15 protein-coding genes are annotated in these 13,063 nt (G+C 61.8%); 8 read left to right on the top strand and 7 right to left on the bottom strand.

Annotation, left to right across the window (positions count from 1 at the left end; genetic code table 11):
• Positions 1 to 42: 42 nt before the first annotated feature.
• A complete protein-coding gene (locus COC42_RS12370) occupies positions 43 to 942 on the bottom strand; it encodes a LysR family transcriptional regulator (RefSeq protein ID WP_096343622.1) in 900 nt (299 codons plus the stop codon).
• Between the two features lie 540 nt (positions 943 to 1,482).
• On the bottom strand, positions 1,483 to 1,680 hold the full coding sequence (locus tag COC42_RS12375) for a hypothetical protein (RefSeq protein WP_096343623.1): 198 nt from the start codon (positions 1,678 to 1,680) through the stop codon (positions 1,483 to 1,485).
• A 414-nt stretch (positions 1,681 to 2,094) separates the two neighbouring features.
• On the opposite strand from COC42_RS12375, the gene COC42_RS12380 reads away from it, so the two are divergent.
• From COC42_RS12380 to COC42_RS12390, 3 genes are all read left to right on the top strand, one after another.
• Positions 2,095 to 2,643 carry a hypothetical protein gene (locus tag COC42_RS12380; RefSeq protein ID WP_096343624.1) on the top strand — a complete coding sequence of 183 codons (549 nt, stop codon included), beginning with the start codon at positions 2,095 to 2,097 and terminating at the stop codon, positions 2,641 to 2,643.
• An 80-nt stretch (positions 2,644 to 2,723) separates the two neighbouring features.
• Positions 2,724 to 2,927 (top strand): hypothetical protein, encoded by a 204-nt coding sequence (locus COC42_RS12385; RefSeq protein WP_096344182.1) that lies wholly within the window; start codon positions 2,724 to 2,726, stop codon positions 2,925 to 2,927.
• Position 2,928: 1 nt separating this feature from the next.
• Entirely contained in the window at positions 2,929 to 3,447 is a 519-nt protein-coding gene (locus tag COC42_RS12390; protein WP_096343625.1) for a hypothetical protein, read from the top strand.
• 241 nt (positions 3,448 to 3,688) lie between these two features.
• Here the strand turns inward: COC42_RS12390 and COC42_RS12395 are convergent, their stop codons facing one another.
• Entirely contained in the window at positions 3,689 to 4,327 is a 639-nt protein-coding gene (locus COC42_RS12395) for a hypothetical protein (protein ID WP_096343626.1), read from the bottom strand.
• Positions 4,328 to 4,378: 51 nt separating this feature from the next.
• Here COC42_RS12395 and COC42_RS12400 point away from each other — a divergent pair, with 51 nt between their 5' ends.
• A complete protein-coding gene (locus tag COC42_RS12400) occupies positions 4,379 to 5,161 on the top strand; it encodes an SOS response-associated peptidase (protein ID WP_245844092.1) in 783 nt (260 codons plus the stop codon).
• A 530-nt stretch (positions 5,162 to 5,691) separates the two neighbouring features.
• Positions 5,692 to 6,003, top strand: coding sequence for a hypothetical protein (locus COC42_RS17480; RefSeq protein WP_141395846.1), 312 nt, complete (start codon positions 5,692 to 5,694; stop codon positions 6,001 to 6,003).
• 1,355 nt (positions 6,004 to 7,358) lie between these two features.
• On the opposite strand, the gene COC42_RS18235 is transcribed toward COC42_RS17480, so the two are convergent.
• The 3 genes from COC42_RS18235 to COC42_RS12410 all read right to left on the bottom strand — a co-directional run bounded on the left by COC42_RS18235 (position 7,359) and on the right by COC42_RS12410 (position 8,744).
• Entirely contained in the window at positions 7,359 to 7,721 is a 363-nt protein-coding gene (locus COC42_RS18235) for a DUF6961 family protein (protein ID WP_425442852.1), read from the bottom strand.
• On the bottom strand, positions 7,685 to 8,119 hold the full coding sequence (locus tag COC42_RS17975; protein WP_096344184.1) for a thermonuclease family protein: 435 nt from the start codon (positions 8,117 to 8,119) through the stop codon (positions 7,685 to 7,687). Before COC42_RS17975 ends, COC42_RS18235 begins: the two co-directional genes overlap by 37 nt.
• Before the next feature lie 295 nt (positions 8,120 to 8,414).
• Positions 8,415 to 8,744 carry a hypothetical protein gene (locus COC42_RS12410; RefSeq protein WP_096343627.1) on the bottom strand — a complete coding sequence of 110 codons (330 nt, stop codon included), beginning with the start codon at positions 8,742 to 8,744 and terminating at the stop codon, positions 8,415 to 8,417.
• 202 nt (positions 8,745 to 8,946) lie between these two features.
• Between COC42_RS12410 and COC42_RS12415 the strand changes: the two genes are divergently transcribed.
• Positions 8,947 to 9,615 carry a Crp/Fnr family transcriptional regulator gene (locus COC42_RS12415; RefSeq protein ID WP_245844234.1) on the top strand — a complete coding sequence of 223 codons (669 nt, stop codon included), beginning with the start codon at positions 8,947 to 8,949 and terminating at the stop codon, positions 9,613 to 9,615.
• On the opposite strand, the gene COC42_RS17485 is transcribed toward COC42_RS12415, so the two are convergent.
• The gene (locus COC42_RS17485; RefSeq protein WP_141395848.1) at positions 9,612 to 9,815 is read right to left on the bottom strand and encodes a hypothetical protein; all 204 of its coding nucleotides are present in this window, start codon (positions 9,813 to 9,815) and stop codon (positions 9,612 to 9,614) included. The two genes, COC42_RS12415 and COC42_RS17485, sit on opposite strands and share 4 nt — an antisense overlap.
• A gap of 1,719 nt (positions 9,816 to 11,534) precedes the next feature.
• On the opposite strand from COC42_RS17485, the gene COC42_RS12420 reads away from it, so the two are divergent.
• Together COC42_RS12420 and COC42_RS12425 are read left to right on the top strand one after the other, a co-directional pair.
• Positions 11,535 to 12,014: an RNA polymerase sigma factor gene (locus COC42_RS12420; protein WP_176484672.1), complete on the top strand. Its 480-nt coding sequence runs from the start codon at positions 11,535 to 11,537 to the stop codon at positions 12,012 to 12,014.
• Positions 12,014 to 13,018, top strand: coding sequence for a FecR family protein (locus COC42_RS12425; protein ID WP_096343630.1), 1,005 nt, complete (start codon positions 12,014 to 12,016; stop codon positions 13,016 to 13,018). Before COC42_RS12420 ends, COC42_RS12425 begins: the two co-directional genes overlap by 1 nt.
• The last annotated feature ends 45 nt before the right edge of the window (positions 13,019 to 13,063 follow it).

Consider the following 13,063-nt stretch of genomic DNA (forward strand, 5'->3'; position numbering starts at 1 on the left):
ATGCGCCCTGGGACCAGCCGGCTCTTCGAACATCCCGAGCGATCAAAGCGCTGGGACGGGGCGGCCGTAGCGGTGCGCGAGCATCTCGAGGAAACGCCGGAGCACGGGGCTCCGATTGTCGCAACGCCAGTGGATCGCCTGCTCAAGATGCGTCGCGCCAAAAGCGTCGTGCACCTGGCGCAGCGCGACGCCGTCATTGGCCCCGGGGATGCCGGTCGTAACGACCGCACGGCCCGCTGCTGCGAAGGAGAAGAGATTCTCGCGCCGCACGTCCTGAACGCGCACACTCGGTCCGAAGCCAGGCCCCGACAGCCGCGAAGCGACCAGATCGTAGAGGAATGGACCGGGATCGATCTTGCTTACGACGAAGGTCATGCCCCTGAGGTCGGTCCAATAGAGCGGATCGCACGCGCACAGCCGGTCCTCTGTCGAGAGGCCGATAATCACCTGCTCGCTCCAGAACGACAGCGACACGATTCCGGGGCGCTGCACCTGGCCATTCAGAACCGCGAAGTCGAGTTGGTCGCGCTCCAACGCGCGCAGCAGACGCGTGCGGCTGCGCTCGCGGGCAGCCAGCTCGACCTCCGGGCACGCCGCGCGGAAATCCCGGATGACCGCCGAAAGGTCGCCGCTTCCGAGCGACCCGTGGAAGCCGAACCGCAACGTTCCTGCGGCGCCGCATGCAATCGCCGCACAATCCTCGTCCAACGCATCGATATCATCGACGATGCGGCGCGCCTTGCGCAGGATGCACTCGCCAGGACCCGTCGGGACCACGCCGCGTGTCGAGCGCCGGAAGAGCGCGAGGCCGAGCCGGTCTTCCAGATAGTGGATGCGTTTGCTGAGCGTCGATTGCTTGATACCGAACCGATCGGCCGCCTGGCTGAAGCTGCCGCTGTCGGCCGCGGCAAGCGCGTAGCGCAGCAAATGAACCTCGATCATGCACGCTCCTGCGCGCGCCGTTGCGCCACTTTGCGGACTGGCGATCGCGCAGCGCCTACCATCCGCTCAGCAACATTCTGGAGCTATTCCAAGAAATGGGGTTCTCGGCCGCCCCAATCCTAGCTAGCCAGAGCGTTGTATAAGCAAGGTTTTCGTCAGTGACTGGGCGATCTAACCATCCCCACATATCTCCACTCGGGCGCAAGCAAGCGCGAGCAATATACGCCCGGTTCCAGCCGGAAACCCTTCCTGCCTATCCCAACGGCATGCCGGGCACGGAGAGTACGGTGACGCAGTTTCATACCATGACGCCGCGGCAGGTAGAAACGGGGCGGGTTTGGCCCGCCCCGTCAAAAATCTATCTCACCGGATGATGCCCGCCTGCCGAGTCCTCGAAAGGGCTTCGTCGTCACCGTTCAGCAGGTCGGTCGCTAGCCATCTCAGCTCTGTGCGTCGCGAGTCATCGAAGCACGCCTTTCCATCGCCGTTGCGCGCGGCGTCAAGGAATTCCTGGATGGCTATCCATCTCGACAATTCGGTCTATTGCTCAAGCGCCTCAACCAAGGCCGTCTGATCGAAATTGCCGAACGGATGACCCTTAGGCCAGTAAATGTCCATGAAGTGCTCTTCGTCGGCCTCGGCGATGAGCGTGGCGCAGCGCATCGCTTCATCCATATCGACCGGCAGAGCGTCCGGCTGACCAGGCTCGATAGCGATGACAGGTGCCTCATCCGCCACCGGCTCCTGCACAATGGGGTGGACGTCGGGCCTGCCGACACCTACAGTCCGATCTCCGGCGGGGCCGCCCGGTCGTCATCCGGCATAACGTTCGCAGGGGTCGTGGAATTGATGGCTGCGCGTGCCTGTCGCTGCCGCGCTGGTGCTCGAGTTCCTCCCTGCGCGCATCGACAGCGGCGATGACACCAACCAACTTGTTGTATGCAATCGTAACGAGCTTGTTCTTGCCGAGCATGTGAACCTCCATGTGTCTTGCCCGACAGGGTTTTCAGGCTCGAGTTTTGCTGGCGAGGGTAGGCCGATGCGACGCCAAGTGTCTTAATTTCAGATTCGTTCTAGGCGCCGGAGGCTTCCCTGCCCGCGATCCAACCAGCGGCTGCTGTCACCTTGTGCTTCGCCGAGCGTTCCGCGCATATGGCTCGCAAGCTCAAGGTCTTCCGGACACCGATCGGCTTCCATGACGCCTATGTCGCCGCGACCAGCCGGAAGGCTGCACTGGAAGCGTGGGGTGCGGACGCCGACCTGTTTGCGAGGGGCATCGCCGAAGAAGTCACCGACCCTTCGCTGATGGAAGCGGCGCTCGAACAACCCGGAGCCGTTGTGCGCAAGGTGCGCGGCACAGTCGACGAGCACATGGCCGCCCTGCCGCCTGATGCAAAACCGAACGCCGGGAAAGCGAAGGCAGGTAAGGCTCAACCCGCATCGAAGCCTAAGCCGAAGGCGAAGCCGCGTCCCCGCCCCAGCCGGGCAGCGCTCGACGAAGCGGAAGCCGCGGTCGACGTCGCGAAGGTCGAATACGAAGCGGCGCGCGACGGGCTCGAGGCGGATATCGCTGCCTTGGAGAAGAAGCGGCGGGGGCTGGACCAGGAATACCGCGAAGCCGCGAAAGCCCTCGACGAGAAGCGGGCCGCCGCCGAGGAGCGGTATCGGTCCGCGATGGATCACTGGCGTCAGTCAAATTGAGCGTCTTGCGATCTGTTCCCTATTGGTTCTAGATGATCGAACGCCGCAGCATCGGCGATTCGACAGCGATGGGACATGGGATGCAGCACGATCTGCGACTGCTTGCGGCTGCGCGCGCGATTTACGACGCCTGCTATCCGATCGAGGAATGTTCGTCGACCGGCTTCGACGAGGCCGAGCGCTTCCGGATGGTCCACTATCGTCAAGCAGTCGACGCGGCGGTTCAGGCACGCGCAGTAATGGCCGCGCGCGGCGAGCAGTTGCCTCTGCCTGTCTTCGCCTGATGTGGTCGGCGACCCGAAGACGCTCGACGAGCTCGACAAGATCGAAGCGCAGGTTCGGGTCACGTGTCGGGGCTGCCAGGCGTCCGAGGTCTGGGACCTGAAAGCGCTGATCGCCGAGGTTCGCAGGAACGGCGGCAATACCGAATGGCGAGCGGCGCGACGCTCGATCAAGTGCCCCAGACGATGCGCATCCCCGGTGATCGATCTGCTGCCGCTGCCGTTCGGAAAGCGGCGGGCGCGGCGCGAGGCGCATCGCCACGCGCTGATCAACCTGTCGCTGCAAATCCTACGCGAAGCCACAGCGCGATCGGCGAATGAGGCGGTCGGGACCTTAGAGGTTCGACTGGCGCTGCATGTTCTGCGGCCGTTCGTCCGCGATCAGCGGCTCTTGAACGAGTTCTGGAAGGCCGCAACGGCTGAGCCGCGTCACCCTTGGGCGAGTTGCCACATGCCTTATCGATGGATCGTGCAGCAGCTAGAAGCCGTGGGTGCATTGATCGAAGAAGGCAATCGGGTCTAGCTTGGCCCGGCAATAGCTCAGCACTGGCAAGTTGGGCTAAGCGTCCCATCGCAGCAGGCCTTCCGCCCACCCGAACAACCGCACACACCCTTGTGGTGAGAACAGCAGCCGGACTGAGCAGCAGCGGCCGACGAGTAGTAGGTCGCTTCATTGCAGACCACCGCAGGGCGGGCGGAGACGAACAAGAGAGCAGCAAGGCAAGCGCATAACGGCTTCATGATCGTCTCCCCACCTAGCTAGTTCAATTTGCCTTTGGCGCTTGCGGCGCTGCGGCTGGAGAAACAGGAGCGCTCGGAGCCAGCGCCATCGGCGCCGGTTGCGCAGCGCCCGGCGTGAAGGCGATGTCCTCATCAACAAAGCCGTTTACAGGCGCACCGAGCGGGATCGTGGCACTCGTCCCCGTCATGAAGAAGCCGGCCACCGGAACGAGGGCAACCGCACCGACAACGCCAGCCGTCCCAGTGACACCTTTGTCGTCGAGCTGACCGGTGAGCCGGATCTGGCGGCCGTTCGCCCGAACGTAGAGGACCCGCGCGTTGATGCGGCCGGACTTGCCCCACATGCCTTTGTTGCGGACTTCGGTCACCTCGCCAACGGCGGGGCTTCCGCCAGGGATGACGACATGGCCGTTCACCGACACCGCTTCGGCAACCTCAAGATTAAAGCGTTGCCCGGTTTTCAGCTTTTTGCCTTTGGTGGTCAGCGCTTCCATCATTCGAAGAGGGACCGGAGTGCCGCTCCGGAGCACATTATCCACCTGGCCGGTCACCATCGCTGCCGGCTGAGGCGTTGGCGCAACCGCAGGCGCTTGGACCTGTGCCTGAAGCGTGACCGGCATGACGAAGGCGGCGCCCGAGAGCGCCAAAGCGAGCTTGTACATTATAATCCCCCTTTGCGAATCGGTTCCCCTCCGATCCGTGGTACCGAAAAAATGAGATTAGCCGGCGCGAGTCAATTGCTTGTGCTTGAAGCTGACTTTTCGCCGTTCCACGGCAAGCATCCGGGGCAGATGATGTGTAATCGCTATCGCATGACGGCCAATCAGGCTGAGCTCGCAGCTCGGTACGGCATCGCCAGCTTCCCGCCAGATCTTCAGCTGGCAACGCCCGAGCTATTTCCCGATCGCACCGCCTGGGTGATCCGGCAGGAGGACGGCGAGCGGCGGCTGGACACGATGTCCTGGGGTTTCCCGCGCAAGGTGCCGGGCAAGCGCATCGACAAGATGACCGGCAAGCCCGTGCTGCTCGACACCAAGGTGACGAACGTCCGCAACTACACCTCACCGTTCTGGGCGTCGGCACTTGCGAACCCTGAGCGACGGTGCCTCGTCCCGTTCACAAGTTTCAGCGAGTATGGACCCGGACCGGCCGGCAAGCGTCCGCTGTTCTGGTTCGAAGTGCCCTCGCGGCCTATAGTCAGTTTCGCGGGAGTATGGCGCCCGACTGAGAGCGGAGCGGTGTTCGCCTTCCTCACGACCAAGCCGAACCCGCTGGTGGCACCGATACACCCGAGGGCGATGCCGGTGCTGCTCGACGAGGAGGATGAGCAGCGGTGGCTGACGTGCGCATTCGACGATGCGGTCACGCTAGCGAAGCCGTTCCCGTCGCAGCTGATGTCAGTCCAGCAAGCCGCCGATCCACGTGACGAGGCTGGTAGGGCCGGCGATGATGCTGGCGGCGATCAGAATGCCCAGCAGCCAAGCCTCGATCTGTAGCGCGGTCGGTCGATTCATTCGCGAGCAATCGCCTTCGGTTTGCGATTGACTGCTTGGGGCAGGGAACCAGAGCGATCGCTTGTAGATACATCGGTGGAGATAACCGACATCAACTTGGAATCGACGTTCCCTAAAAAGATCAAGAAGTGAAAATCGCTGTTTAGTCTAGAGAGTAATCCCTATGGCTTTCGGAGGCGCAAGAATAATTGTGACATGATGAGAGCCACAGCAACGAGACCAAAAATCAGTATCACAGTCTCCGACATCGAGGCGGCTCGATCCTTCAAGAGCCAAAAGACCATAAACGCACCCGAGCCGATCCAGAGGTTTTTTGGAATGACTAGCCGGGTTTCACAGCCATTGCAGTTAAATGGCTTTCCGAGGCCCCACTGGGTCTTCATAAACGGCACTGGCCTGCCACAGGTAGGACATCGGGGCGTCAAAAGGGCCACGCTTGCATAGATAACAAAAATTCAGAGGCTCGTCACGGCATCGTAAGCGGGCAGGCTCTTCTTTGAAAAACCAATGACATGAACCTTCCCGCGCCGATTGCGCTGATGGCCCTCTACGGGTTCCGCCTGCCCGAAATTGCCGATCGAAGATGGAGAATCGGGAGAGCACGCGCTGAATTACCGTCTGGTTTCAGCAAAACATCCTTCCCGAACGGCAATCTCGATCCAGCGAGCAACGCCATCATTGTCCTAGGCGAGCGCAAGCGCAATGATGCGCTCCGCGATATGCTCGTGCGACCCGTCACCGTTCTGACGCTCAACTATCAACGCCTCTGCGAGCTCCGCGGCAGGTGTCACAATAATGCTCCGGCCAATAGCGCCACCATGTAAGCTCGGTTAATCTTTTAACCATCGTGCAAGACATCTCACACGCCCGCGGTGACGTGCACCAAGCCGCTGGCCGGTTGCCGCGCCCATGGCCTTCCAACAAGCACCGTTTCGTCAACATCACGTGACCTTCACGCGCAATTTCCAGCTCGCAACGGACGATAAAAGTGATCGATGGTCCTAGCACGCGTGAGACAACCGGTAGTTGCAAAAAGCTGAGGCTGCCTTGCTGCGGCGCACAAACTTCGAAATATATGTGCTCGCGAGCTAGTATCTGTAGCTTCGTTAGGTGGCTCGTATCCGAAGGGGGAAAGCGATGCAGCCGAGCGAAGACGCAATTCGGGCGTTACGCCGCGACACTGGAATGGGTCGCCTACAAGCGATATACCATTTGCGCGGCCGCGAGCACGTGCGGCAGCGTTTAGCCGAAAATCATGGGTCAAAAGGTTGTCTGAACAGCGAGCTTAGATAGCGTTAGGCTCTTGAAACGTCGTAAGTGGAGGCCAGCGCTGGTCGCTCGGCTGTTCCGCCTAGCATCGAACGGCGAGGCGGCTCACGCCAAGCCACCCCGACGGTAACCCTCATCGGCGGGAGCGTGCCGATCGGCTAGACGACGGACGCAGGCGATCGCTTGTGGCTAACATAGTCAATCTTCTGACTCGCCCTGGCTGCCGCCCTTCGCGCTGCGCGGCGTTGCCGAATTGGACCAACGCTCCGCCAGCTGTTATCGACGGTGATCGTCCGCCCAGATCGAGCATGGTGGCGACCGAGAGCAACGAGAAAGCTCCCGCTCAGAACGGCGGGAGTTTGTTATGTCAGCAGCATCGAAAAGAAGCGTAGTTCGAAGCGCCCAGTTGAACGAGCTTGCGAATCAAGTCGCTGACATGGCGGCAACCGTAGCGAGCGACAAGGCACGCCCTCACTTCGCGTCTGTTGAGGCCGAGTATCGACGCCAGGCGTTACGTGCACGAGAGCACGAGGCGGCCGACTACAAGAAGGAATGACTGGCTCGGCTGGCCGCGAAGAGGTGAGGACTGCGCGTTGAGCGCTCGATCATCAGCGCTTCATTCGAGCGTCCTTAATCAGGCGTCAGTTCCTCACTGCTCGCGTCAAGGCAAGGGCGTCCCAAGGAATGCTGTTAGCGATACTCGGTCGCTCAAGGCACGGTTCTTCGGACCACGCAGACCAACCCCCGGTACGTGTGCCGCCACCTACGAGCGCATGAATCTCGCTTAGAGACTCCAAGACTAGACGAAATATTGAAGCTGAGCCGGAATATGCGATACCATCCGTGAGACGGCCTTGCGTTTGCATTCCCTTTGCTCGGTGGGCCGTCTCACCGCTATCAATCGGATATGTCAAAGACGGGCCGTCCTCTGCAACGACGGCATGTTAGTTCGGACATGCAGAGCGTGAAAACTTGAGGCGACCGCTCGCCATTGCTCCTCACCCGCGCTGTCCCCCGTGTCGATACAGCTCGCGATCTGGGCGATGATATGAACATAGCCATGATCGCCGAAGCTGCGAAGGATTGCCGCCGCGCGGCGGTCATGCTCATACTCATTCTCGCGACACATGATCCGATTTGGACCTAAATTCGTTAAGGAGACGATACGATCTCGTGGAGCCGCCGTCAGCTGACTGCAAATCGTAATGATTACGGCAATCAGGACACGCGTTCTACTTAGCGACAGAGGTGCGTCCGCCAGTAGCGCGCCCATTTCACTACTGTTCCGGACTTCACCATCGCGCACGATAGGTCGCCGATCTGGGGAGACGTGCACCAGGCCGCCGTCCTGTTGCCCCTTCCGTTACCGTCCGACCGACACGTCAGCCTCGATCCCGCGACGATCACGTGACCCTCCCGCGATCGCCCCGTTGGTTTGCCAACCAACCGCACGAGTGCGTCACGCGCCCGCTCTGCAGATGCTCGTGGGCACGGCTGGTTCGCTCGGCAGCTGCCGTTGATCTCCCGCGCCGCAATGCCCGCTAGCCGCACACGCGGGCCTTCCTTGCACCATAGCGGCCCGTCGCCGTCCCAAACGCGTTCAGGGGTACAGGAAAAGGTTCTACCCTCGGGCACAACCTGTGCGGCCAATAAAAGGCTTCCTGCGAGCATCATCTCGGTTCGTCTCGCCGACCGTCGCCGAGCTGGATTGTCACCCTACGAGGCGCCGAGCAGCAGAGATGATGCCAGCCACCAGCGCGCCCGCCATGATCAAGGCGAGCACCCATATCTCGACCGCTTCTGCACGATCACGCCAATCCGGATCACGATCCATGCCGACTAGGTGGCATACTCGCGTGATGTAGGACAGAGCGTCAGAATCGAACTGATCAGTAAGCCAGCCGCGACGCTAGTAGCGTTTAGGGCAGTTGGAAGGGGTGTCTTGCGCGGCATTCCAAGCCTCAATTCATCGTGTCAGCTCGATGATTTCTATCTCCTCCGTTTCTTCACCATCCGCCTTAATTTTCTGCATATCCCGGACAGCTTCTTCAGCTAGGAAATATGTCGGCAGGCCGGTCTTCAGCGCTTGGATGAGTACGGGCAGGCTCACGAAAGGTTTGAAAAATGCGCCTGGTCGCGGGCCGTAGAACTCGATGTTCCAGAAGCCGACACGTGATATATGCGCCGGGTCAGCCAGCCGTACCGCGACAGCGATCAACCGATCCTGTTTGTAAATGAGGGCCGCCTCTTGATCGAGGCTGTCTAGTTCGATGGGGGTGAATACCGCATGATACATGGCCTGACGTGCCACAAGCTTCGACGCAGCCAAATCGGCAATAGGTATCAATGTCTTACTAAAACACTAATCTAAGTTAGTAGAACTCAGCTTAAATTAGGGCAACATTGATCCTTCTTGGTTCGGGGAAAGGTCGGTGATCAATCTAACTCTCCACAGGCTAGAGTTGGCCGAGGCACTTTCTCAACAAGAGCGCGCAGCGGTGCTGGGTTGGTCTGAAATTCCAGCCTTCTTTAGGCGATCCGAGCCGATCCTGAGGCAAGGAGACGCACCGACCCGATGCGCGATCCTCAGGCGTGGTCTTGCGTGTCGGTGGAAGATGAACAGCGATGGGGGGCGGCAGATCGTATCTTTGCACTATCCGGGCGATCTTCTCGATCTACAGCATTTTCTTCTGGAGCGTGCTGACCATCATATCTCGGCACTCACGAGTTGCGACCTAAGCTGGGTTTCTTACGAAGATCTTCAACAGACGGTCGAGCAGTATCCAGCCGTTGGGCGCGCGCTCTGGCGCTACACGCTCGCCGAAGCGTCGGTCTCACGAGAATGGCTACTGAACGTCGGCCGACGCGACGCTCTACAGCGCGTCGCGCATCTCTTGGTTGAGCTTCATCTACGGACGACCGACGCTGGCATGGCCGCGACCGATGCTCCAACCGAAGCTCTGACCCAAGAGGATATTGCCGACGCGACGGGGCTGACTGCGGTTCACGTTAATCGGATGATCCAGAGGCTTCGTTCGAGCAAGGCGTTGCCTGAGCGGGGCAAATTGATGACAACCGAGCATTTGCAGCGACTTAAAGAGTTCGCGGTCTTCGATGGTGCCTATCTGCATCATCTCACTTCTAAGCGTTCGGCCGTCATCGGTTAACGCCACAGACCGCTTGGCACGGTTTCGATGTCGAAAGCCTCTTCAATCGACCAAGCTTGATCTGCGAAGCGCTCGCCGCGCATCCAGTGCCTGTCTTTTACTGCGCCAAGCGGAAGTTTCGCAGCGATCGCCTTCTCGCTAGCCGCTCGGGCATATAGGCTGCGGGCTTGAGCTTGTGCAGCTGCAAGGCTCATGGACATCGACCTTCTCCTGCTAGGAAGCCGATTAACGAACATGAGCCCGCTTACGCCGCAAAAGATTCGTTCCCTCATAGATCAAGTATGGAGGCATGGATCTCGCAGCGGGTTGCAAACGGCCCATCGACCTGCAGAGCCGCGGCGTTGCCCCCTGTCCAACTCGTGACATCGCTAAATTGCGCCCATGGGTCCGCGCCCGCACCCCCGCGGAACAGAAGCGCCCGCTTGCGTGCTCCGTGCATGATCTCTTGCACCGCGTCGCCCCGGCCTCCATGCGGCAGCTTGGGCAAATTCGGCGCCGTCAGCGACGGTACCGCCTCAGCCCCGGTATAGCGCTGATAGTCGCTGTATTTTGCGGCGTGAGCAGGATGCTCGCGATCTGTCGTTGCGCGCGGCTGATGCCCACACCCGATGCCAGCAGCCTGGCGGGATCGCTTCATTACGAGCGGTGCGAGTGTAGATCGGCGAGACGAGGTCAAGCGCGCCTTCGTTGGGCACTTTCAACCCAAGCACGTCACGACGCGGTGGCAGCAATTGCAAACTAGGCACGCGCGAGCAAATGCGGGCCATCTCGTCACGCGTCTCCCGCGAACCGGGTCGAGGGCGCGCGTCACTTGGGCAATCCAAGTCGGCACCGTCAGCGATTCGGCAGGCCGTCCGATCGACACATGCCATGCCAGACGTCAGGACTGCCGATGCGCTAACTTGCTTCGAGGCAGTATGGGGATCGCGCACGCTCCAAGAAAACAACTCGGCGGGCACTGGACCAAACCCCTCGTCGACGACGTCAGCATCCACCGACTTCATGCCACAATCAAGGGCGACACGCATCGTGTGCTGGGCGGTGTTGGCGACCCATATCTACGTGTTCACCGACCACAAGCCGTCCAAGACCCAGCGCGATGACGTTCGCCGAAGGATCGACGCTGTACTTCCCGCCGATAGCGAGCCTGCCGTCGACGCGGCTTTCGCGAAGGCGAACAAGGCGCTGTCCGGCTATGGCTGGGCGCCCCTATGTACACGCGGCTCAATCGCGAGCTTTGATGGATGCCAGTCTAGAATTGTCGATTGCAATGTTCTCGAATGCTTTGATTTCGGAGGGAACGCGGGGATTAGCGGGGCGTGCTCTGCGCCGTCTGCGAAGGCGTCAGGGTCCGCGCGTTTTTGGCTCGCATGGCACGCTTGCGACCGGCCGGGGGTCACGGCGGCGGCTGGCCCCCAGCCCGCGCGCACACTGCCGCGGCGACCGTCCGTCTGCAAGAGTGCGGCCTTGCTCGCCCCTGCGGCGCAGGCGACCTGACGGTCGTGTCTAAGCGAGTTTCGTCCGAAATGGTCGCGATTTTTGGCTTTCCTGATTGGCTTGCCTTTTGAACGGTTCCAATCCTAGTCTTGGATTGCGCCGTTCAAAGTGCGGTGCCGAGGCGTGAGAACTTCGTTTGGGGTCCCTATCCAGGTGTCGCATCGCCGGGTGGCCGACGTGCATGTCCAGGCCGTTCGCGGCTAAAGGCGTCGGCGCAAGTCCTCAAACTTGTTCTCAACACCCGGCTTCTCGGCCGGCCTGCTTCGCAATTCAGGAGGCGGGAAGATGGGCGTCATGGTCGGACGGAGCAGCAAGCCCGTTATCGGGTGCGGGCAAGGCTGATGTCGCCGCCGGCTCCCCCGACGGCGACGGCGTTCGGCGACACGGACGAAACCGCAGTGGCGGGTCCCTTGGGGCTGGAGATGATCTACCGCAACGAGCGTCACGCGCTGGTCCGCTTCATCACCCGCTATCGCTCTAATCCGGAGGAAGCCGGAGACGTGGCGCAGGAGGCGTTCCTTCGACTGGCGCAAAGCGAGCAGGCGCGGAGCGAGCCGATCGCGCGGCCCCGCGCCTTTTTGCGGCAAGTCGCACGCAACCTGCTGCGGGATCGCGCCAAAAGCACGCGGGGCCGGGCCGAGCTGCTGCAGGTGCCATTCGATGAAGCGGCCATTTCGGTGGCGGATGAAGTCTCCCGGCTCGAAGCTCGCGATAGTCTTGCGCGCATCGAGGCGGTAATGCGCAGGATGAAGCCCAAGACTCGGGAGATATTCATGGCGCACCGCCTCGACGGCCTCAGCTATGGTGAAATCGCTGAACGCACCGGCATGTCGGTCTCGGGCGTTGAGAAGCAGATAGCCAGGGCGATGACGATGCTGCTTCGGCACGCGGACAAGGACTGATGCCGGGAAAGGCGAGCAAGGAGAACCGCAGCCCCGCCGTTATCAAGCAGGCCGGCATATGGTTCGCGCGGATGCGAGGTCCCGATCGCGCACGGTGGCGCAGCGAGTTTGAGCGCTGGCAAGCTGCCGATCCTGTGCACCGCGACGCTTATGCCGAGGCCGGCGCGCAATGGCTTGATGCCGGTGGACTTGCCGCCACCGAAATGGGCCGCAACCGCCGCCTGCCCGAGCCACGTCCTGCCTTGTGGCAGATGCCTGCCGTCCGGCCCGTCTTCGCGGCGGCCGCGCTGCTCCTGGTCGTGCTTCCCGGTTTCTGGTTGCTGCGTGCGCCGTCCGCCGTTCCGGATGCAGCCTTGGTGGCGCAAGCCGAGCCGCAGGCGACGCGTGTCGGCGAGATCCGCGCCGTGAAGCTCGGCGACGGGACGATTGTCACGCTCGACACCGACAGCGCCATCGAAGTGCGGTTTTCGGGCGACCTGCGGCAAGTCCGGCTGATGCGTGGTCGCGCGCGGTTCGATGTCGCGCACGACGCCGCGCGACCGTTCCGGGTCGAGGCTGGCGGCCGGACCGTCATTGCGCTCGGCACGGTGTTCGACGTCGGGATTGAGCCGGGAGGCGTGCGAGTGAGCCTGCTGCGCGGATCGGTCGACGTCCGCGGCGTTGCGCCGGCCGGCGGCGTTGCGGCCGTCACGCGGCTCGCCCCGGGCGAGTGCTTCACCGATGTCGCCAGCCGTCCGAAGGTGGTCAGAGCGTCGCCGGCGGTGCAGCAATGGGTTTCGGGCATGCTTGATTTCGACGGGGTGCCGCTGGGCGACGTCCTTGAGCAGACCAATCGCTATTCGGAGCGCAAGATCCGCCTGGGCGATCCGTCGCTCGCCTCGGCGCGGGTGACCGGCGGCTTCCGGCCGTTGCCGGTCGAGCAGCTCGCGACGGCGTTGGCGGCGGCCTTCTCGCTGCAGGCCGAACGCTCGCCGCAGGGCGATCTGGTCCTCCGACGCCGCTGATCCGGCGTCCCCAATAATTTTGGGCGGGTTTCCCGCGCAACCTCG

The organism is Sphingomonas spermidinifaciens (genome assembly GCF_002351485.1).
In the GTDB taxonomy this organism is placed as follows: Bacteria; Pseudomonadota; Alphaproteobacteria; order Sphingomonadales; family Sphingomonadaceae; genus Sphingomonas; species Sphingomonas spermidinifaciens.